The following is a 22321-nucleotide window of genomic DNA, read 5'->3' as shown; positions in this document are numbered from 1 at the left end:
TTTACTATCTTCCAATAGTCGTCTTTCTCTAGAAAGGAGGTGTTCCAGCCGCACCTTCCGGTACGGCTACCTTGTTACGACTTAGCCCTAGTTATCGACTTTACCCTAGGCCGCTCCTTGCGGTGACGGACTTCAGGCACTTCCAACTTCCATGGCTTGACGGGCGGTGTGTACAAGGCCCGGGAACGTATTCACCGCATCATGGCTGATATGCGATTACTAGCGATTCCAGCTTCACGGAGTCGAGTTGCAGACTCCGATCCGAACTGTGATAGGGTTTATAGATTCGCTCCACCTCGCGGTGTGGCTGCTCTCTGTCCCTACCATTGTAGCACGTGTGTAGCCCAGGACGTAAGGGCCGTGATGATTTGACGTCATCCCCACCTTCCTCACAGTTTGCACTGGCAGTCTTGTTAGAGTTCCCGACATCACTCGCTGGCAACTAACAACAGGGGTTGCGCTCGTTATAGGACTTAACCTGACACCTCACGGCACGAGCTGACGACAACCATGCAGCACCTTGTAAATTGTCCGAAGAAAAAACTATCTCTAGTCCTGTCAATCTACATTTAAGCCCTGGTAAGGTTCCTCGCGTATCATCGAATTAAACCACATGCTCCACCGCTTGTGCGGGCCCCCGTCAATTCCTTTGAGTTTCATTCTTGCGAACGTACTCCCCAGGTGGGTTACTTATCACTTTCGCTTAGCCACTCAGTCTTGCGACCGAACAGCTAGTAACCATCGTTTACGGCGTGGACTACCAGGGTATCTAATCCTGTTCGCTACCCACGCTTTCGTCCATCAGTGTCAGTATATTATTAGTAATCTGCCTTCGCAATTGGTATTCTATGTAATATCTATGCATTTCACCGCTACACTACATATTCTAACTACTTCATAATAACTCAAGATAACCAGTATCAAAGGCAATTTTACAGTTGAGCTGCAAGATTTCACCTCTGACTTAATCATCCACCTACGGACCCTTTAAACCCAATGATTCCGGATAACGCTTGGATCCTCCGTATTACCGCGGCTGCTGGCACGGAGTTAGCCGATCCTTATTCTTACAGTACCGTCAAGCTCCCTCACGAGGGAGTGTTTCTTCCTGTATAAAAGCAGTTTACAACCCATAGGGCAGTCTTCCTGCACGCGGCATGGCTGGATCAGGCTCTCGCCCATTGTCCAATATTCCTCACTGCTGCCTCCCGTAGGAGTCTGGTCCGTGTCTCAGTACCAGTGTGGGGGATCTCCCTCTCAGGACCCCTATCTATCGCGGTCTTGGTAAGCCGTTACCTTACCAACTAACTAATAGAACGCATGCTCATCTTTTACCGATAAATCTTTAATATAATTGTGATGCCACAACCATATACTATGAGGTATTAATCCAAATTTCTCTGGGCTATCCCCCTGTAAAAGGTAGATTGCATACGCGTTACGCACCCGTGCGCCGGTCGTCATCTGTGCAAGCACAATGTTACCCCTCGACTTGCATGTGTTAGGCCTGCCGCTAGCGTTCATCCTGAGCCAGGATCAAACTCTTCATCGTTAAATTTTTAAGTGTTTCCACTATTACGTTTAACAACTAATGGAATTAATTTTGGTACTCAAAATGGTTTATTCTTTTTTTGTGATATTAACCGTTTCCAGTTAATATCTACGCTGTCAATTCAATATGTTAATGAACTTATTTCTCTTTATCTCTTAACGCGTTTCCTTGTTAAGCGGGTGCAAATATAAAACCTTTTTTTTAATCTCACAATGTTTTTTTGAAGTTTTTTTTTAAGCCCGTTTCCGAAACTTTTTAAACACAATAAAAACACACTGTAAAGAACTTTCTTTTCTAAAAACGTTGCCGTTTTTAGCGGCTGCAAACCTACAACCTTTATTTCTAATAACAATGCTTTATTTAATCTTTTTTAAAATAATTTAAATTCGATTGCAATAGCCTGTTAATGAACTTTTTGCTTTACTAAACTACCGTAGTTGCCTCGCTAAGCGGGTGCAAATATACCACCTTTTATTTCTTTTATCCTAACCTTTTTTTAAAGTTTTTTGAAATAATTTGTAAATACATTATTACCAATAGGTTATATTTATGTTTAGCTTGCAACTTAAATAATTCTGGATAAATTAAATATTAAAAGTGCTTGTTTACAACAGTAATAAAGTAAATCCTAAAACTATTAAAAGTGAATAGACTTTATTAAGTTGTCTTTTATAATGTGTGCCAGTCTCCTTTAATTCTTTATTAGGTCACATAAACTTTCAGTATTTGCTAAACAATTTAGTCATTTAACGCATTTCCTCTATTATATCATATTATAATAAATGAAAATGAGTTCAGATTACACATTTAGTAATACACTTCTAAAACATCAGCATTAGTAGACTGTAATGTTACTGCATCAATCAGAGCTGGAAGAAATATTGTTTCTCCTTTTACTAATTTATATGGAACGTCATTCCAAATTAATTCGAATTCGCCTTCTACACATATATATATAACAAAAGAATCTAATGCAGTATAATCTTTTTGCATTTCACCTTTTACATTTACTATATTAGTTTTAAAGTATGGTGAGTGTACTAATGTATTAGTTGCGTGATCTGGTTTAGTGTATTTTGTTTTATAACTATCGCTTACACTATAATCTATTACATCGACAGCTAACTCGGTATGAAGTTCTCTTGTCTTTCCCGTGGTTGCATCTACACGATCGTAATCATAAATACGATAAGTAATATCTGATGTTTGCTGAATTTCTGCCAACATAACACCTGCACCTATTGCATGAATACGACCTGTTGGGATGTAATACGTATCGCCTTTTGAAACGGTATCATTATTTAATACATCTAGAATCTGACCAGACACTAATGCTTTTACATACGACGTTTTATCTACTTGTTGATTAAACCCTACTATTAGTTCTGCATCCTTTTCTGCTTCCATAACATACCACATTTCGTTTTTACCAAATGAATTGTGACGTTCTTTAGCTATTTCGTTACTTGGATGTACTTGAATGGATAAAGGAGTTTTGGCGTCTATAAATTTAATTAATAATGGAAATTCGGCACCAAACACATTATATACTGTTTTTCCTACTACATCTTCTTTATATGCTTCAATTAAAGCTCTTAAAGTTTTTCCTTTTAGGACACCTTCACTAACTACAGTTTCATCTCCTTTTACATCTGATATCTCCCAAGATTCACCAATATGATCTTCTTGGTAATCTTTATGCAATACTGTTTTTAATTTCTCACCACCCCAAATTCTGTATTTATATAACGGAGTGAATTTTATTGGATATAATGACATATTTATATGTATTAAAAAAGAAAGCGGTTTCAAAACCGAAATCTTGAAACCGCTTTCAATTCGTTTTGTTCTTACTTATTAAATGTAACTTCTAATGGTGTGTTTATTTTCTGTGAAAATTCACGTAAATACGTCTCCCATGATGCTTTGGTTGGATATTGTTGTGACTCCTTCCAAGCAAAACCAGCGTAATATACGACTTTATTATCATTCACCTTAAGTTGTGCGTAGAGATTACTTCTATCTTTCATCGAGGTTACATAATACTCTGATGATTGCATCACACCTTTTGGGGCTACTACTGCTGTACCTAATTCTGAATTGAAATAATTAGATTCCCAATATGAAATCCATCCTTCTGATACGGTTTCTGTTATTGTGCCTTCGTTATCATGTAAAGTTAAACCTACTGACAATTCATCTGTTCCTGATACATGTATTTCAAATCTTGATAAATTATTTCCGTAGTCTAAAGAAATGTGTTTCTCTTCTGAGATGGTTTGCCCTGCAGCATCCCAATCTGCATAATCTAACACAAAACTTGTTCGTATTGGACCTGTGCTTATTCTTTTCCAGTCTGTGAAATTTTTAGAAATATAATAGGAGGTATCTATCTTTACAGCAGACCCTCCTACTCCTCGACTTGAACCTACATGAAAATTATCTAAACCTTCCCCATGATCTATATGGTAAGCTCCTGGATTTTTTGCATTCTTCGCATACCATTTATCTATAATGGGATACTCTACTTTTTTTAACCAAGCATCTATTCCGCTAGATAAAGTTCCTCCTGGTATAGAATCTTCAATCATTTTTTGAGCTTGGGGTCCGTATGTTCTAAATGCAACTTTATTGTTTTCCCAAGTATAATCATCTGTGCGTTCTGGTACAAATCTTGAATAACAATAGGCGATAGTATCTTGCGTTGTGCTTGTGTTACTTTTAACCAATGCAAATTGTTTTTCTGATTTTGGATCTAATTCCGGTTGAAATAACAAAACATCAGATACTCCATCCTGATCCTCATCTACAAATTGAGACACTAAAATTGTTTTTGTCTCTACATCTTGTATACTTAAATCTTCAAAATTCTCTCCTGCCTCTAATTCTATTTCGCTTTTAGATATTTCTACAGTTTCAAAACTTCTAGATAATTCTAGCGTGTTTTTTACGGTAAATAAACGATTCTCCTTTTTTTCAGTATCGCAACTTGTACAGAGTATTGAAATTGCAATACATGTATATATAAACTTATCTTTCATTTTAATCCTCGTTTGAAGGTTTACCTATAGTTGCTAAAATTCCTCCATCTACATATACTACATGGCCATTAACAAAATCACTTGCTTTTGATGCTAAGAAAATGGCTGTCCCTTGTAAATCTTCAGGATCTCCCCAACGTGCGGCAGGGGTTCTGCTTATTATAAAATCGTTAAACGGATGCCCATTTACACGTATTGGTGCCGTTTGTGATGTAGCAAAATATCCTGGTCCTATTCCATTGGTTTGAATATTATATTTTGCCCATTCTGTGGCCATATTTTTAGTTAACATCTTTAAACCGCCTTTGGCTGCGGCATAGGCACTAACCGAATCACGACCCAACTCACTCATCATCGAGCAAATATTTATAATCTTTCCGCCTCCACGCTCAATCATCCCTTTTACTACTGTTTTAGAAACTATAAATGGAGAAATTAAATCTACATTAATAACAGCTGCAAAATCTTCTACTTCCATATCTATTATAGGAGTTCGTTTTATTATACCTGCGTTATTAATTAAAATATCAATAGGTCCTACTTCCGATTCTATTTTTTTTACTCCTTCTTTAACTTGAGATTCGTCGGTAACATTAAATACATAACCATGAGCTTCTATTCCTTCTGCCTTATATTCCGCAATAGCGTTATCGATTGCATTAGATGATAAATCGTTAACCACTATGGTAGCTCCCGCGTGTGCTAATCCTTTAGCCATAGCCATACCTAGACCGTGAACTCCTCCAGTTATAAGCGCTACTTTTCCTGATAAATCGAATAATTTAGTTGACATTCTCTTTGTTTTATTTTATCGTAATTCAGTTATTTTTGCAACGTCCATATCGTTATAATCTAAGTTCTCTCCTGCCATTCCCCATATAAAAGTATAATTTGAAGTACCTGACCCAGAATGTATAGACCATGGTGGTGAGATTATTGCCTGATCGTTCTGCATCCATACATGACGTGTTTCTTGTGGTTCTCCCATAAAATGACATACCGCTTGGTCTTCTGGAATATCTAAGTAAAAATAAACTTCCATGCGTCTATCATGCACGTGGGCTGGCATGGTATTCCAAACACTTCCTGTTTTTAATTCGGTCATTCCCATTTGAAGCTGACAGGTAGTTACAATACCTCCTATTATCATTTGGTTTACTGTTCGGTGATTGGCTGTTTCTAAAGACCCTAATTCTATTTTATTAGCATCTGATTTGCTTACCTTTTTAGTCGGATAATTAACATGTGCTGGGGCTGAGTTAAGGTAGAATTTTGCGGGCTGTTTTGCATCTTTGCTAGCAAAAACAACTTCTTTATTACCCATACCTACATATAAGGCATCTTTTAATCCCAACTCATATTTGGTACCATCTACAGTTACAGATCCTTCTCCTCCAACATTGATAATGCCGAGTTCTCTGCGTTCTAGGAAAAAAGCAGCTTTTAAGGGGTCTATAGCTTCTAATGTTAATGCACTTGTGGTAGGTACTGCAGATCCTGCTATGTAACGGTCGTAATGGGAATAGGTTAAATTAATACAACCTGCTGCCATTAAATTATCTATTAAAAATTCCTTGCGTAATTTTTCAGTGTCATAGGTCTTTACCGTTTCTGGACTTGACGCATAACGCGTTTCATAATTCGTACTCATAGTTTATTTGTTTTAAATGATTTTTAAGATTTATTTAATTAAATGGTTGGGAAAATCTGATACTTTTTCACAACATAATTGCTCCATAACTTGTTGTAATTCTGCTTTTAATAGAGATATTGTATGATCGCCACCTTGATTACCAAGCGCACCTACACCATACATAAAGCTCCTACCCATAAATGTAAATTTAGCTCCAGTAGCTAGAGCCCTCGCAACATCTGGTCCTGAGCGAATACCACTATCCATCATGACAGTAATTTGATCTCCATATTTTTCAGCAATAGATGCTAAAGGTTTTATTGTAGATTCTCCGGCGTCTAGCTGTCTACCTCCATGATTAGATACAATGATGCCATCTAATCCTAAACGAATTGCTTCTTCTGCATCTTCATGACAAGCCACGCCTTTAATCACTAATTTACCTTTCCACATATCACGAATAGGTTTAATTTTTTCTGCATTTAAACGCCCAGAAAATGTTTGATCCATAAATTTACCTAATTGTTTTAAATCTAATCCTTTTGGCATATATGGTTTTAAGGTTTCAAAATTAGGTTGTCCATATCTTAATGTATTTAAAGCCCAACTAGGTTTACTTAGGACTTGTAAAATATTCTGAATACTCATCTTTGGTGGCATGGCTAAACCATTTCTAATATCTCTTGGTCTAAAACCAAATGTTGGAACATCGCACAAAATTACTAATACTGGACAATGAGCAGCGTCTGCTCTTTTTATAATATCGTCTCGTAAACTATTTTCTGTTGGATGATACAATTGAAACCAAGATTTACCTTCTGTTAATTCGCTAGCACGTTCTATACTACTTGTAGTCACTGTACTTAAAATAAAAGGAATATTATGGTGGTGTGCAGCTTTAGCCAGAATTTCAGGAGAATTTGGCCACATAAGTCCTTGTAAACCTACGGGTGCGATCCCAAAAGGAGCATCGTATTCTATACCAAACAATGTTGTTTTAGTATTAGCCCCCTTATGGGCTCTTAAATAATTTGGACGTAATTGTACATCTCTTAGTTCGGAAGTATTCCTAAGTAAGTTTACGTCTTCATTACAACCACCATCTAAATATTCAAAAGCAAAGCGCGGCATACGTTGTTGTGCTCGTGTTCTAAGATCATCTATAGATGGATATTTGGTGTTAAATGCCATAAGTTAAAAAGTTATTACTTTATTTATATTTTAAAGATGCAATCCATAAGCATCCATTTTTGGTTTGTATTAACTTTTGGAAGCGGTTGTTGATATTGCCGCATTAGGTTTTCCCATTTCTGTACAATTTCATTTTTACTATCCATTTCTGCTTTTCGTTCTAAGGTAAAGCTTTCATTAGTATCTAAAATCATAAATAGTCTGTTCTGAACCAGATAAATTTCAGCAGACTCAACACCAGATTCTTTTATGCTTTCTAAAATTTCTGGCCATACATTTTTATGATATAATTTATAAGACTCTATTAAATGAGGTTCATTTTTTAGATCTAATGCAAAACAATATCTCTTCATTTTATTTATATTTTAAAAATAATTTCTGAGAAGACTCGTAATACAAAATCGGTATCATACCACGTGATATACTAAAAGCATTTGCAAATCCCCATAGCGCAAAAAGTGAAGTTACCTCAATAAAAGGAAACAACACAGTTTGCGAAATAATTGAGGATTTAAGAATACTTCTCATTAGTAAGGTTTGTTTGTAAGATACTCGGTTAATACTCTCCTGCTGTATTAATTAAATTTTCAGTATTAGAATTTAAAATTCATATGTTATAGTTTTTATTCTTTTAATTTATAAACTTTAAAATTATCTACGGTCATGTGATTTTTTACTGTTCTTAAACCAAAATAACCTGATGTATAAGGATTATTATCATTAAAATCTACCAATAACATATCGTTTCTATAATACTGAATTGTGCTACCGTGAGCTATTATTTTAATATGGTATGGTGTATTGGGCTCAAGCATATACTTTTCATCACTCAAATCGTTTTCTGGTAACAAAGGGCGTTCTCCATTACCTACATAACGTCTAAATCGGGTTGTTTTGTTATCATTTCCTCCAACACCCATATAGTATAATTTTAAACTATCGTAATTAGAAAATTTACCACCTCGTGCTTCAGATTCTGCAAATAAATTTGAAGGATTTTTTGGATCTGTAGCCATCCAAAAACAATTTAAATCTGATACACGATCGTTAGGCCCATTGTCTTGTATAAGAAACACATCGTATTCTATTTGTACGGAACCTTCAAATGGTTTGGTTAACCAAACAGTACATCCAGAAACATCATCTATTTCTAGTTTTCCTTCATTAATTTGAACTGTTCCTCCTGGCATTTGTTCTACTTTCCATTGAGATAAATCTGAATCAAAATCTTCTTCAAAAATTAATTCTGCCTTGACTTCATTGTCTTTAATATTTACTGCCTTTGTTTTGTCTCCACAAGATGTAAATAGAAATGCTACCATTATTAACATAGCACTTATAGTTGATTGTCTATAAATTTGAAACCTAATCATAATATTTTATTTTACTAAATTTGCTTAATCAACACCAAACTCCAAGGTGTAATTTCCTGCTTAACTTTTAAAACCCCATTTTTATCTGCTTTAATTGAGATTGTTTTCATGGTATTGGCATATGTTTTCATTACCTTAATTTGTTCACGAGTTGGAGGGTTTGGTTTCCCCATCTCTTCCCAGTAATTATGAATATTTCCATGATCTTTATCTAAAATTTCTATTTCAAAAACAGTTTCTGCATCTAAACCTGTTAATGTAAATTCTAATTTTTTATTAGTTCCATCTTCTCGCTTATTTCCTCCAGAAGGCACAGCATTTTCATATTCTTTTGGATAATTATAGGCTAATGCAACTATTTTGTTATTTGTTGATTTCTTACTTATAAAAAGGTAATCATCTTTATATAATTGTATATCTCCTAATTGATGAAGCATACGGTAGGCGTGATACGACGGTTTTTCCAACCCTTGATAATTAATCATACCAAAACCGCCATGAAAAATACTCGATGCACCTCCTTTTTCTTCAAAAACATCTGTAAACGTCCAAAATGCTAAAGAGTTAGTTAATCCTATACAGTCTAAATTTGATTTTACGATATATGCTGCAGCAGGTAATCTGTCATGCATAAGGTCACGACTACTCGGACTTGTGTTCCATTCTGTTAAATGAATTTCGGCATTTGGGTAAGCACTATTTTTTATGGTTTTATTTAACCACTCTAAATCTAATTTTAAAGATTTTGCAAAACGTGTTAATCCTCTTCCCTTACCTGTTTCTGGATTAAAAGCATAATCTGTTGGGTACGGATGTGTACTTACAAAATCTACAGGAAGGTTTTCTTTTTTACAATAGTTAAGGAAATCCTCAATCCAAACCCCTTTCCAATTTAAAACATTAATATCATCGGCAGCAAAAACGGCTTCAGACACTTTATCATTCGTAGTTTCTCCTGCAAAACGTTCGTCAGGAACAAAATTACTTGTAGATGGCCCTCCTATTTTTAAACGTTTATCTACAGATTTTACTGCAATGGCAGATTGTTTATACAATTCAAAATACTGCGATTTTGTACCATCCCAAAAAAATGTATATAAGTTGGGTTCGTTCCACACCTCGAAATACCACGTTAACACTTCATCTATACCGTAACGATCTACGCAGTGCTGTGTAAAAGCTTTAACTAAATCATGCCACTTTTCAAACGAATCTTCTGCCGGAGTAATATTGGCTTTCCACCAGAATACCGTCTTGGAATCTTTAGCGGCTAAAGGCGTTGGAAAAAAAGCTAATTCTACAAATGGTTTAACATTCATATCTAATAACCTATCAAATACATCGTCTATGTATTGCCAATTGTAAACTAATTTTCCTCTTTCTTCAATTACAGGAAACATATCGTCATGAAATAAACCATGAAAACGTACATACTCAAATCCGCATGTTTCTTGTACCTGTTGCATTTGCTCTAACCAACCGGCACGTAAGGCTTCGTTAGCCCGGCCAGCACCAACCATCTTACTCCAATAATGATCAAATTTTTCGCCATCATTATTTACATTAATCTTTACATTATTTTGTGCATTTAAATGCTCTACAAAACATAGGAGCACCAATAAGACAGTAAGAAAATAATATGTGGTTTTCTTTATCATTTTATAAAATTTATTTGTTTAAAACAATTGTATTTATAGATGTCCCTTGTAACTCGACACCAAAAGATTCGGTTCCTATTTTTAAGTTTACAACCTTTTTATCTTCTTCAGCGTTATTGATTAAGACCACAATACGACCATCTTTTAATTTAAACGCAATATGATTTTTTCCCTCAGACGATTTTATAAAGTGATCTCCAGGTTGCACAAAGTGAGACAGATGTTTAAATAAATAAAACTCGTCTGTATAGGTTACCTTTTTTGTGTTTTTATCGATAACAACCATAGAATTTTGTGGCCATCCCCAAGCACTTTTACCGGTTTGGTCTAGTACCATATTCCAATACATATACGATCCGGCCCCGTTATTAAAGTAATGCACAAGGTCTTTCCAAGATCGATCAAGCGATGTCCAATCGTTTTCATGCTCGCCACATTTATTTTCGGTTTGCATCAATTTCATATTAGGATACGTTTTATGCACCTCCGGAATCGCCTTTGCGCCTCCCCACTGAAATCCGACACCTTTTATATAATTAGCATCTTTTTTATCCTCTAAAATGGTTTTTACATAATTAGGGTTACCAGAATTCACTGTGCCTAACCAAATCTCTGTATCTAAGTTATCACGCTCGAACTGCGGACCAAGAAAACCATTTATAAAGTAAGCCATATCTTCTGGTCTCCACGTACAACTTGGCCAATTGGGTTGGAAGGCAATTTCGTTTTGAGGCATAACTGCAAATAAATTAACACCTTCTTTTTTATAAGCCTGAACAAATTTTGAAAAGTATAAGGCATAAGCTTGTAAATATTGTTCTTGCATTTTAAATGCTGTGGCATTATTTAGAATTTGATCTCCGGGACTCATGTGATTCCCTTCAATAGCATTTTCAAAATTACCACTCCTCATAGCATAATGTTCGTTGACTTTCATCCAAGCTGGTGGAGACCACGGTGAAGCCCAAACTTGTAAATCTGGATTCACTTTTAATGCTTCTTTGATGTACGGAATTAAAATATAACGGTCTCTATCGATATTAAAATCGCGCATATCGAAATCTTCAGCCACGTCGTTACTTGAATAATAACTTAAAGCATAATCTGAAGCTCCTAACGGAATTCTACACATTGAGAAATTTATACCTTCTTCAGAAAACAAATCATTAAACACTTGCTGAGAGGCTTCCTTAGGTAAGGCACTTAAAGCATCCCATCCTAATTCGTTAAAGGCTCCCCCAATACCATCTATTTCCTGTAGCACACTATCTGTATAAATTGTAATATCTGGAGTTACATCGCCTTTATGTTTCTTTAAAAAACGCTTCGGAGTTTCCCAACGGCTTGATGCTGTAGTTGATATTAACTCGACATTTTGAGCCCATAGACCTCCCAAAAAGAAAAACATAGTTCCGCTTAATGCTGCAGTAATTTTTAGTTTATTAAAAGATAGTATGTTCATAGTTTTTATAAATATTCTTAATTCATTTTTTTATTCTTCTGTTGAAAATACTGCGGCAGGCAAACCTGATTTATTGTATAAATTTGCGCCTTCCGGATTTCCGGACCATGCATAGCGTACAGCTGTAGGCCGTTTTATGCCTTTACCCCAAACTTCAATGGTAGATTTAGATTTTATTTTAGCTTTTGCAGGTTTCCACGCGCCATTTTCTCCCTTAATTTCAAACCATTTTAAAGCTTCTTTCACTGCTTTAGTAGGCTCTAATAAATCTTTGTAACCTACCATTAATCCTTGAGCTACTTCACTAAATTCTACTTCAATCTTTTTTCCATTTACAGTATGAGATTTATATAATGGTCCGCTAACCGCTGCCACATTAACTTGATATTCGTTTTGCAAAGCCCATAGTGCTAATCGTGTTCCGGCATCCATTTTATTATGCGGGTGAATATCTTTAGCTTCCCCTATATCGTATAACACCGCCATGCCTGTATTTGGAACCTTTAATGTTTTTCGTAACTGATTATTTACTGATGCCCAACCTTTATCTGCTTTATCATTTGGCCGTTGACAAGCAGCTAATTGCGCGTAATAGAAAGGAAATTCACCTTGATTCCATGCGTCTCTCCAGTTTTTTATCATTTTAGTCAAATAATACTCGTATTGGTTTGGCATATACACGGCATTACTCTCGCCTTGATACCAAATAGCACCTTTAATTGCAAAGGGCACAATACTTGAAATCATGCCATTATATAAAGTGGCTGGTAATTGCATATCATCTTTCGGGTTTTGAGTTGGTTTTGGCGCTTTACCTTTTTTTCCGTTATCTTCCCAAACCTTCATTTTATTATTATAATCCGTATCTACATAATCGTCGGCCTCCATAATAGCGATCTTATTTTCTGATTGTGCTCTACTCGCTTCAAAATAATCTTTCATATTTTTATCGGCTAAATAGGTCTCCTCCGAAATCCAAGGTTGCACACGTGTTCCACCCCAAGCACATTCTAATAGTCCGATTGGCACGTTTACCTGTTTCCGAAGCGCTTTTGCAAAAAAATAACCTGCAGCTGTAATATCTCCAATCTCTTCTGGATTGGCACGCCGCCAACTGGCTTTAAAATTGGTTTTCTTTTTGTATAAAGATATGGCACGAGGCACTTCAATATGACGAATCCAATCATCGTTGGCTGTTGCGACTTCGTTTCTTATATATTCCACCAAAGGCTGATACTGCGGTTCTCTTGCGTCTCCTACAAATTTATTCATAGCAAAATCCATGTTGGATTGTCCAGTACACAACCACACATCGCCAGATAACACATCGTTAATCTCTATTTTATTTTTTGAAAACACCGTAATCTTGTGTGGTCCTCCTGCTTCCGGAGTTTTAAGATTAGCTCGCCAAGTACCATCTGTAGCTGTAATAACTTGTGCTGATGCTCCCCAACTGCTTTCTATAGTCACAATTTCGTTGGCATCTGCCCAGCCCCAAATAGGAATTTCAGTATCACGCTGAATGACCATGCCATCTGAAAATAATGCATGTACTTCTACATTAGCATTAACAACTAGTGTGCAGCTAAAAACCAATAAAGTAATTAGCACATACTGCTTAAAAAATTGGATGGTATTACAAAACACGTTCATAAATACTAGAGAGTCTTTATTATTTTATTGGTGTTTAAATTTTTCGACATTAATCCAGACAAACCTTGACACCATTTAGTTTTGTAATATTAGGACTTCATTGTTAAATACGATATAAATTATAATTCTTTGACTATAACTTATAACTCATTTTAGTAATAACTGCTTTTTAACCCCTTTGTTTAAGCAGGTTTACAGATATAAAGTTTAGAAATTTTGTTTTACTTATTTATAAAAAATGAAATCGTTTTTTAAAGCTAATTTTTAAACGGATAGCAATAATTCTAGTTGTAAACATCTTGTAATTTTGAAGTAAATGAATATGTAAAAACTAAATTCATTAAAATAATATTAATCAAAAAAACAAGAAATTATGAATACTTACACAGATATTGTTGGAGACAAATTGAATGCTTTATTAGAGAAAACTTACGATGCAGAACAAGGGTTTGCTAAAGCTGCTGAAAACGTTACTGAAACACCTTTAAAAAATTATTTTAAAAGAAAGTCTCAAGAGCGATTAACCTTTGGACATGAACTTAAACAGGAATTAGCTGCTTATGGACAACACATTGATAAAGGTGGAAGTTTTACAGGACAAGCACACCGCACTTGGATGGATATTAAATCGGCATTTACTACAAACAATGAAGAAGCCATGTTAGAAGAGGCTATTAGAGGCGAAAAAGCGTCTGTAGAAGAATATCAAGATGTTTTAAGCGAAACGGATTTACCTTTAAGTACTAAAACGATTTTAGAATCTCAGAAACATACTATTGAAAATGGTCTTTCTAAAATTAAATCTATCGAAGATTTAAGATCTTAGTTTGTTAGAATAAAACAGTCTCAAAACCGACATAGTTTAATTATAAATTATGTCGGTTTTTAAATACGTAAAATTGAATAAATTATTTCACTTTAATTAGTCTATCAATGCTTTGTTACAAATTTTCACTGCATAAATTTTTCTCAATAATTACACCTTCTAGATTTATGAAATGTGGTTGGATATACTGTAACTCTGTATTTCTCTTTAATTATGTTTCTATCGTCTGTAATCATTTGTGACTATAAGATGACATACTTTCTAATTGGTGCTTCTAATTCTTTTACATAGCTATCGTCAACCATACTGATAATTTCAAATTTAGGCCGCTCGGTAGTCTCATAAAGTCCATTAAGAATTGGAAGTTCCTTAATACAGCGTCTACCAAGTTGCTCTAGATTTAATCCGTTCTATCTGCTCTTTATACCCCCCTTGCATACCATTTAAAACTATTAGGAAAACAAAAACACCATCATATTTTTAAGGTATACTATGTCTTGTGTCGTAAATTACTCATACTTTTTACTTTTGTATTTGTGGCTGATCCCATAATCTATACGGATCATCATGAGTAACCATTTCTTCAAGTAATAGAGCTTCCATCTCAGCTAACTTGTCTGCATATTTTGGATTATCGGCTAAATTGGTTTCCATATCTCCAGATTTATGATGTTCAGGAAGATATTCATTTGGGTTTTTGGCCAAGTTAAAGAGTTGTGTTTCTCTAACCGTACCGTCCATGACATCGTATTTTATTAATTTCCAATCGCCTTTTTTTACAGCGCGCATTCCTGGTTTTGTACCTCCTGCATATACGCCGTACATCACATCTCTAACCTCATCTTGTTGTCCTTTTAGCACCGGAACAATGCTTTTCCCCTCGACAGTTTCAGGAATATCTATCCCTGCTAAATCGCATAAAGTTGGTAAGACATCTAACAAGTACATATTCCCTTTTACACGTTTACCAGTATCTAAACCTGGACCTTTCACTATAAAAGGTACACGCCAGGTATGCTCGTATAAATTTTGCTTACCCTGTAGTCCATGTCTTCCTATAGCCATGCCATGATCGGAAGTATAAATAATATAAGTATTGTCTAATTCACCTGTTTTTTCAAGTTGTTTTAGAACTTTTCCCAACTGAATGTCTATATTTTCTGAGCATGCAAATTCGCGTCCTAATTCATTACGTATTGTGTTTTCATCTCTATTTTTCCAAACGCCACTCACACGTTCTTCATCTCTAAGCGCTGGATGTCCGTGAAAAAACGGATGAGCCTCTAGATAATTCTCTGGTAATTGTGGTTGTTTTTCATTTAACGGTGGTAAGCTATTTTGATCTTTATGATTAATCGCTCCATATTTTTCTAACAATTCTGGGGTCCCGTTTCTGGTATCGTGTGGATGTGAAAATCCGAAATAGATAAAAAACGGAGCTTCCTCTTGGGTTTGTTCTCGATCTTCTAGATAACTTAGCACCTGATTAGCGTGCCATGCGCTTCCACTCTCTTCTGTACCGCCTCGTTTTGTTGCATCATGAACTACTGTAAATTGTCGGTTTGCTCCAGGATAAGAATTTCCTTTTTTACAGGTACGCATCGTTTTATACCCTGCCCGATTAAAAATTGCACCTATAGTTTGGTCGTCTATTTCATGAGGCCCTGTTTGTTTTTGAAACTGTGCACTTGGAGGCAAATGCCAAAGCGTTCGTCCGCTCATAATCATGTGCCGTGATGGTGTACACACAGCGCCGTTCATAGACCCCATATGTCGGGCGTCTTCAAACACAATACCTTCTTCTGCCAATTTACTGATATTAGGCGTATCTAGAATTGATTTTGCATTATAAATTTGTAAATCTAAAGGCGATTGATCGTCGACTAACACAAACAGAAAGTTTGGACGTTTTTCAATAGTATGAGCTGATGTTTCTGTTTTCGATTCGCCTATTTCAGAAATTGTAACTAATACAATTATGGTAAAAATAAAAAATTTTAAAAATTTCATCTATTATTATATTAAAGTATTTGATATATTGATATTTTTTAGTTTAAATGACTCATTATAAATGCAACAGCATACTTATTTAATTCGGTTATAGATGGTGAAATAGATTCGCCATGAAAACTATGTCCAGCATTTTTAATAGTGAGTAACTCAACATTTGCTTTTTTTTCTTTGGAAACCTCTAGCATGTATGTAGAATTTATGATAGGAAGCACTGTATCTTTATCTCCGTGAATTAATAAAATAGGAGGACTACTCTTTCTTAATAATTCTGTTGGACTCAATAATTTTGCGAGTTCTGGTTTTTCTGCTAAAGGAGCACCTAATAATCTTTCAAAAAGTTTACCATCTTCAAAAATAGAATTTGGTCTTAAGTCCGGGTTTAAACACGATGTAAACGGAAAATAAGAGACCACACATTTAAATTTTGGTTTATATCTAGCAAATTCTGTCTCTCCTTTAAAATTGGAATTATTACCTAAAGTAGTTACTAAACTTAAATGACCTCCAGCTGAACCACCCCATATTCCATATTGTTTTTTATGGAGTTTGTATTGCTTTGCATGCTTTAATAAAAATCGAGCAGCATCTTTAGCATCTACAACCGCATCGTAAGCATTAGTCTCTCCTTTTGCCAATCTATACTCTATAGCTATGCAAATCACCCCCTGACCTAAAAGGCTTTTAAGTGTTTCTAAAGTCGCTTTTTTAAGAATATTATATGGACTACCTCCTGCCCATCCGCCACCATGAACATACATCATCCAAGGATTTTTCGCAGACATTAGTTCTGGACTTGGATAAAAAATAGTCATATCTAAATCTTGTCCATCTACAGTTTTATACACCAATTTTTCTTTATGCAGAAAAGTATCTAGAATTTCTTGTTCCTTAGCATTTTGTGCCCAAACAAGTAGTGGTGTACAGATGCAAAAGAATAGTGTACACAAAATATTTATTTGATAATTCATGGTAACTCTTGCTTTTTAGTTCACGTTTATGACTCTAAGACTACCTTCTTCAAAAGTGGTAATGTTATTATTAAAAGAGATGTCTATAGGGACTTCATTATGTAACATAAGTTTGCCTTGTTCTTGTTTTAAAACAACATTACCATATTCTGTACTAGAAATGGTATATCGGTTTGCTTTAACTTGTTTTCCGTTTCCAATAAACAAAACCCAATCATCATTAGTTTCTGTACCAAGCAAGGTATAGGTGGCATCTGTTTCAATGTCTTTATATTTTACATTTTTATGATTTGCTGAAGAAAACACCACATCTTCTCTACCCGATTTATGTGTAATATGTAATCCTACAAACTCTGAATTTCCATTTTCATCTTCAAAACTAGATACTCTTTTTATGCTTTTGCCTTGGGCTGAAGTAAACGGTTCGTAAACAGAAACAAAAGGTTGCTCCCAGGCAGGGCCGTGTTGTCGCGCTGCAAGTGTTAAATACGGTGCTTTGTCTACCTCGTAAGGCAAACCACTATTTCCTTTAAAGGCTTTATTAGGAGGTGATTTAATTGAAAATACTTCACGCCCTTCTGTTCCTTTCATCCATAAATTCATAAACACATCGTCTTCACCTTCAGGCATATCAATTTTCCATTCTGCTTGATAATCGGCTGCTGTTTTCTTCGATTGTTTATCCCACATATAATCTAACGCATATAAATGCCCGCCTGCGAATCCCATTTCATCACTTGGTTGCAACGGTAACGGGTTTCCTGTTGTATCCATAATGCGCATAGTCTGTCCTAAATTATGATAGAAATAATCGTGAAATTTATCGCCTCCACGTTGCTTTTTAGATCTAAACACATCAATATAATAGCCCGTAGTTTCTCCTGTTTTTACAATACTAACTAATCGGGTTTGGTCGCTTTGCGTTTCTGGCTCTAAGAAATACACATCGGAATACGTTATATCTTTATAATACCCTGTTTTTTGTTCTGACTTAGGGTATTCACCCTTTAATTCGAATGCATGATAACTCAGCATTTCGGTATACGAAGACACCCCATCTACCATAACCGTATTATGTGCAGGAAACTGAGAATAATATTCTAAATAAATAGGCTGTAAATAGCTAGCACCTTTTCCGGGATCTCCTCCTTGTACAAATCCTTTTCCGTACAATTCCATATTAATTCCATTGGCATGCATATGATTACCAAGCGATCCGTTAAGCGATACCATCATACCATCTTTACCTGTTCCCATACGTTGTACGTGCCAGCTTACATTAGGTGCATAAAAGGTTTGAGTGACATAATCTGCTAGATTTGCTTTTTTAAACTTTGGATTAAGTTCTAAAGGTTTACTGGCAAAAAACGAACTGATATTTGCTTTAGATTGTCTCACTTTACCGTCTTTAGAGTTTTTTGAAAATAACTTATACAAACCTGTAAAATCTTCTTCCATCTCTTGATCTCCTGTTTTTTGAGCAATACGAATCATATCATCAAAAGCATCGGTACTTAAGGCTGCGTAATTACTATCTCCAAAAGCAACTGTTTGTCCGTTAGGAAACACATATTGAGGTAACATCTTTACAGCCGTTTCCATAACTGGCATATATGGTAAAATATTATGATCGAAGGTGTTATTAAAATCTTCCATAAAATGCGTTAAATCTTTAGTCACTCCTAGGGAATATCCAGGACATTCTGCCCAAACCCCATTACTTTTATCGTAACCATAATCCATGAATTTGTTTAATGACCATTGGCGTGTAGAGGTTACATTTAAAATATAATCGATATAATACTCACGGCCCTTATTATCGTCGTAATTTTTATTATCCTGTAATACCATCGCTGCTTTTAGAATAATCTTAGCTTGATGTAAATTCCAGTTATTTTGTGGTACTCCGTTCTTAATAATCTGATCTATCCAACGCTTGATGGTTGTATCGTACATGGCGATATGCTTCGCATGATTCGCTTCGATATAAGGATGTAGAAAATCGTAAAGTTCTGCAATATCTATTAATACATTTTCGTGAATGACTTGAAAATTAGTAAAACCAACTAGAGTTTGAATGTGACCATTTAATACATCTATAGGTTCGCTTCGGTACGACATACCTTCCATATACGTATGAAAAATATCGTAAGCAAATTGCGCATAAGCCGGGTCATGTTCTAACCAATATGTAAACGCGGCATCTCGTCCTAACTCAATAATTCTTTCGTTTATACTGTAAATGACACGACCTGTTTTAGAAATTTCTGCCCATTCAAACGGGTTACCTTCTTTAGTTCTATTTGGAAGCCATAACCCTCTAGGATCGTCCATATAGGGTTTAATATCTTCTAATTTTGGTGTGCCATATGGTGTGGTGTAATCGCGAGATCCTACAAAACGAACTGTTGGAACTGGTGCTTCTCCATCGGCGTGTGAATAGTTGATTCCATTGACATACACATTAGTTGATTTGGTTTTCCAATACATTTGAAGTCTAGAAACCATCCATTCTGGATCGGTTTTATGCTGCTCGACATAATGATCGATACGGTCGTGAATACCTTTTAAAACCTCTTGGGCCCAAGCTTCTTTTTTTATGGTTTTTTGTAAGTCTTTTTTTTCGGACTGCGTAATGTAAATGCGCGGATAAGCTTGTTCTAATTGACTAGGTAAAGGAATTTTACTTGATTTTTGGGCAAACATGGTTACAGACAAAACGCTAATCCCTAATGCTAAAAGTCCTGTTTTAATGGTTTTTAAATAGCCATGCGTATAAATTGAACACATAAATTTTAGTTAGTTTGTTTGTTAATTTTATTTTATAGTGGTGTATACACCACGCTTATTTTTCCTGTATTGGCCACACGGTCGGCCTGTATGCCTATACGATAAGCTGGTCCACCTTCGCGTAAATGCTCTACTGGTACAAGCTCATCTATAATGCTAATCTTAAAGCCTTCACCTTTAATCTCTGCTTTTACCTTCTGATTTTCGGACGTTAGAATCACCGTATTATTATCGATAATTTTATAATCGTTTAAAGTCATTATGGCGGTCTCAAAGGTTACTGCTTCTTTGGCTACAAAATAATCTTCAATAGTAATTGTTCCTGAGCCTGATTTATTGTTAGTCATATGTCTTTCCAGAACATCTAATGCAGGGAAATCGTAAGCCGCTTTTAAATCTATAACCACTTCATCTGTATCCTCTTTAAAATCGGTTTGTTTAAATATTCCTTTACGCTCTATACCATTAGATTGTAAAATATCATTAAATTTTGGAACGGGATGTCCCCAAGAACTCCGTGCAGGATTGTCAGGTGAAAATGCTCCAGCTCTGTACGACGGTGCTCCAATATCTCCAGACATGATATCTTGACCTAGCACCAAAGTATAAGTTCCGACATCGCTATGGTTATGGTTTTCTTTATTATGACCTCCTTTTATAGCAATTGAAAATGGTGTGTGTTGTTTTCCTCTAGAAATAACCATTCCAAAATCATCAAAATAAGTATGATTTGGTAATTGAGGTTCTTGAGCTTTATCATTTATTTCAAATAAGGATGGATGATTCCACACCATAAGTTGTTCGGCAGCTTCTTCTAAACGAATCTCTGTAGGTTTTATGGCTGAATAATAATGGGCTGACAAAATATTAGCAAAATTACTACCTGTACTTGAAACTCTAGAAACACCATCGGCAAAAGGGGCACAACGATTGTCTTGAATGACAAAATTCTCAGGAAAATTCCCAACGTTTCGCATTTTTTCTGGATTATCAAATTTAAATAAGTCGATTTGCCCATCCGAATAATCGTATAACAACTGCGCTAAATATAAATAATGACCGAAGCCGTAACCCCAATATCCTAAACCTTCCGAGCAATAACCGTCGTCTCCAAAACCTGATAAATAATAAGTCATACTATTTAAAGCAGAACCTATTGCGGCTATACGTTTATCATAATCTTTAGAATTTGTAATCGTAGCTAAAATGGTTCCACTAGTACAGACCGAATTCCAGTTACTTGTACTAGTAATCCATGTATTATTTTCATCTGAATATTTAGTACTTTTCAAATACGTATCTGTAAGCCGTCTTTGAATATTGTTAGCAATATCTGTTCGCAATTGTTCTGGCAACTTCTCTGCTAAAAGCGCATCGGCAATTGCCAAAACCGAACCAAATTTACGCGCACCTAAATCTATAGATACACGTCGTCCTTCTAAAATCCCGTTATTGTTATCGTCATGATTTGGATGTACCCAAGATTTCATTGACATAATAGCATTCGCATAGGTTTCTATTTGAGTTAAAAAATCACCTTGATTTTCAATACATTCGCCAAGAATAAAATGTTCTAATCTATCCATGGTTCTATAATACCTAGGTTTGTAAATTCCACGATTTCCATCTCTATTGGCTACACGATAAATACTATCTGAAATAGGCACTTCCGGCGCTTTTTCTAATAATGATTTTGCTTTTTCTAAATAAGCTTGTCCAGAGGAAGACGCTGCAATAGCATTCCAATACGTACGGTCTGTGATTTTTGGAGCAGGCTGAAAAGCCTCTTTAGGTATTACTTTTTCAAGCATCGCTATTTGTGCATCAGATGGATAAAGCGTATCTGAGCTAGCAGCTTTTAAATAGGTTTCTATGTTTAAAGACTCAACTGAGTCTTTTTTAGTTTCCCTAGCGCAGCCCACAACTAATGGTAACGCTAATAGCACAAAAAGGATTTTAATATTAATTTTAAATTGTAACACGATACTTTTTTTTAACATTACATTACACCACAAGCAAAAAAAGATAACTCTGAAATCCAGATATTATCTTGGTGTAACAATGTTATCTTTTTTATTTTAAAAAGCTTCTAAATCATAGTTCATTCCCTATAAACTATGTTTCATTATGCCCAATTCCCACTATATATTGAGTGTTACTG

Annotated in this window: 16 protein-coding genes and 1 rRNA gene; 1 reads left to right on the top strand and 16 read right to left on the bottom strand. The window is 35.3% G+C overall.

Annotation, left to right across the window (positions count from 1 at the left end; all coding sequences use genetic code 11):
- Positions 1-32: 32 nt before the first annotated feature.
- From FNB79_RS10075 to FNB79_RS10025, 12 genes are all read right to left on the bottom strand, one after another.
- Positions 33-1552: ribosomal RNA gene (locus FNB79_RS10075) — 16S ribosomal RNA — on the bottom strand.
- 807 nt (positions 1553-2359) lie between these two features.
- Positions 2360-3331 (bottom strand): type I phosphomannose isomerase catalytic subunit, encoded by a 972-nt coding sequence (locus FNB79_RS10070; RefSeq protein WP_143381183.1) that lies wholly within the window; start codon positions 3329-3331, stop codon positions 2360-2362.
- 71 nt (positions 3332-3402) lie between these two features.
- Complete coding sequence (locus FNB79_RS10065) at positions 3403-4593, bottom strand: DUF4861 domain-containing protein (RefSeq protein WP_143381182.1); 1191 nt, start codon at positions 4591-4593, stop codon at positions 3403-3405.
- A 1-nt stretch (position 4594) separates the two neighbouring features.
- The gene (locus FNB79_RS10060) at positions 4595-5386 is read right to left on the bottom strand and encodes a gluconate 5-dehydrogenase (protein ID WP_143381181.1); all 792 of its coding nucleotides are present in this window, start codon (positions 5384-5386) and stop codon (positions 4595-4597) included.
- 15 nt (positions 5387-5401) lie between these two features.
- Positions 5402-6244, bottom strand: coding sequence for a 5-dehydro-4-deoxy-D-glucuronate isomerase (gene kduI / locus FNB79_RS10055; RefSeq protein ID WP_143381180.1), 843 nt, complete (start codon positions 6242-6244; stop codon positions 5402-5404).
- A 30-nt stretch (positions 6245-6274) separates the two neighbouring features.
- On the bottom strand, positions 6275-7417 hold the full coding sequence (locus tag FNB79_RS10050; RefSeq protein WP_143381179.1) for an alpha-hydroxy acid oxidase: 1143 nt from the start codon (positions 7415-7417) through the stop codon (positions 6275-6277).
- Positions 7418-7440: 23 nt separating this feature from the next.
- Positions 7441-7770: an L-rhamnose mutarotase gene (locus FNB79_RS10045; protein ID WP_143381178.1), complete on the bottom strand. Its 330-nt coding sequence runs from the start codon at positions 7768-7770 to the stop codon at positions 7441-7443.
- 1 nt (position 7771) lies between these two features.
- Positions 7772-7945 (bottom strand): hypothetical protein, encoded by a 174-nt coding sequence (locus FNB79_RS17225; RefSeq protein WP_185967755.1) that lies wholly within the window; start codon positions 7943-7945, stop codon positions 7772-7774.
- 95 nt (positions 7946-8040) lie between these two features.
- Positions 8041-8790, bottom strand: coding sequence for a DUF6250 domain-containing protein (locus FNB79_RS10040; RefSeq protein WP_143381177.1), 750 nt, complete (start codon positions 8788-8790; stop codon positions 8041-8043).
- Between the two features lie 14 nt (positions 8791-8804).
- A complete protein-coding gene (locus tag FNB79_RS10035; RefSeq protein ID WP_143381176.1) occupies positions 8805-10448 on the bottom strand; it encodes a GH39 family glycosyl hydrolase in 1644 nt (547 codons plus the stop codon).
- 10 nt (positions 10449-10458) lie between these two features.
- Positions 10459-11910, bottom strand: a complete 1452-nt coding sequence (locus FNB79_RS10030; RefSeq protein WP_143381175.1) for a glycoside hydrolase family 30 protein — start codon at positions 11908-11910, stop codon at positions 10459-10461.
- Between the two features lie 30 nt (positions 11911-11940).
- Positions 11941-13563 carry a sialate O-acetylesterase gene (locus FNB79_RS10025; RefSeq protein ID WP_143381174.1) on the bottom strand — a complete coding sequence of 541 codons (1623 nt, stop codon included), beginning with the start codon at positions 13561-13563 and terminating at the stop codon, positions 11941-11943.
- Positions 13564-13936: 373 nt separating this feature from the next.
- Here FNB79_RS10025 and FNB79_RS10020 point away from each other — a divergent pair, with 373 nt between their 5' ends.
- Positions 13937-14389: a ferritin-like domain-containing protein gene (locus tag FNB79_RS10020; protein ID WP_143381173.1), complete on the top strand. Its 453-nt coding sequence runs from the start codon at positions 13937-13939 to the stop codon at positions 14387-14389.
- Positions 14390-14911: 522 nt separating this feature from the next.
- Here FNB79_RS10020 and FNB79_RS10015 read toward each other — a convergent pair.
- Genes FNB79_RS10015 through FNB79_RS10000 form a run of 4 tightly spaced genes read right to left on the bottom strand, consistent with a single transcriptional unit; the run spans position 14912 to position 22142 of the window.
- Positions 14912-16399 (bottom strand): sulfatase-like hydrolase/transferase, encoded by a 1488-nt coding sequence (locus FNB79_RS10015; protein ID WP_143381172.1) that lies wholly within the window; start codon positions 16397-16399, stop codon positions 14912-14914.
- A gap of 38 nt (positions 16400-16437) precedes the next feature.
- A complete protein-coding gene (locus FNB79_RS10010; RefSeq protein ID WP_143381171.1) occupies positions 16438-17370 on the bottom strand; it encodes an alpha/beta hydrolase fold domain-containing protein in 933 nt (310 codons plus the stop codon).
- Positions 17371-17385: 15 nt separating this feature from the next.
- Complete coding sequence (locus FNB79_RS10005) at positions 17386-20160, bottom strand: hypothetical protein (protein ID WP_185967754.1); 2775 nt, start codon at positions 20158-20160, stop codon at positions 17386-17388.
- 32 nt (positions 20161-20192) lie between these two features.
- Positions 20193-22142: a hypothetical protein gene (locus FNB79_RS10000; protein ID WP_143381170.1), complete on the bottom strand. Its 1950-nt coding sequence runs from the start codon at positions 22140-22142 to the stop codon at positions 20193-20195.
- Positions 22143-22321 lie beyond the last annotated feature (179 nt).

The sequence above is a fragment of the Formosa sediminum genome, from assembly GCF_007197735.1.
Taxonomy (GTDB): Bacteria; Bacteroidota; Bacteroidia; order Flavobacteriales; family Flavobacteriaceae; genus Formosa; species Formosa sediminum.
Note: the sequence above shows the minus strand (reverse complement) of the source record. Positions and strands in the feature narration are given on the sequence as shown.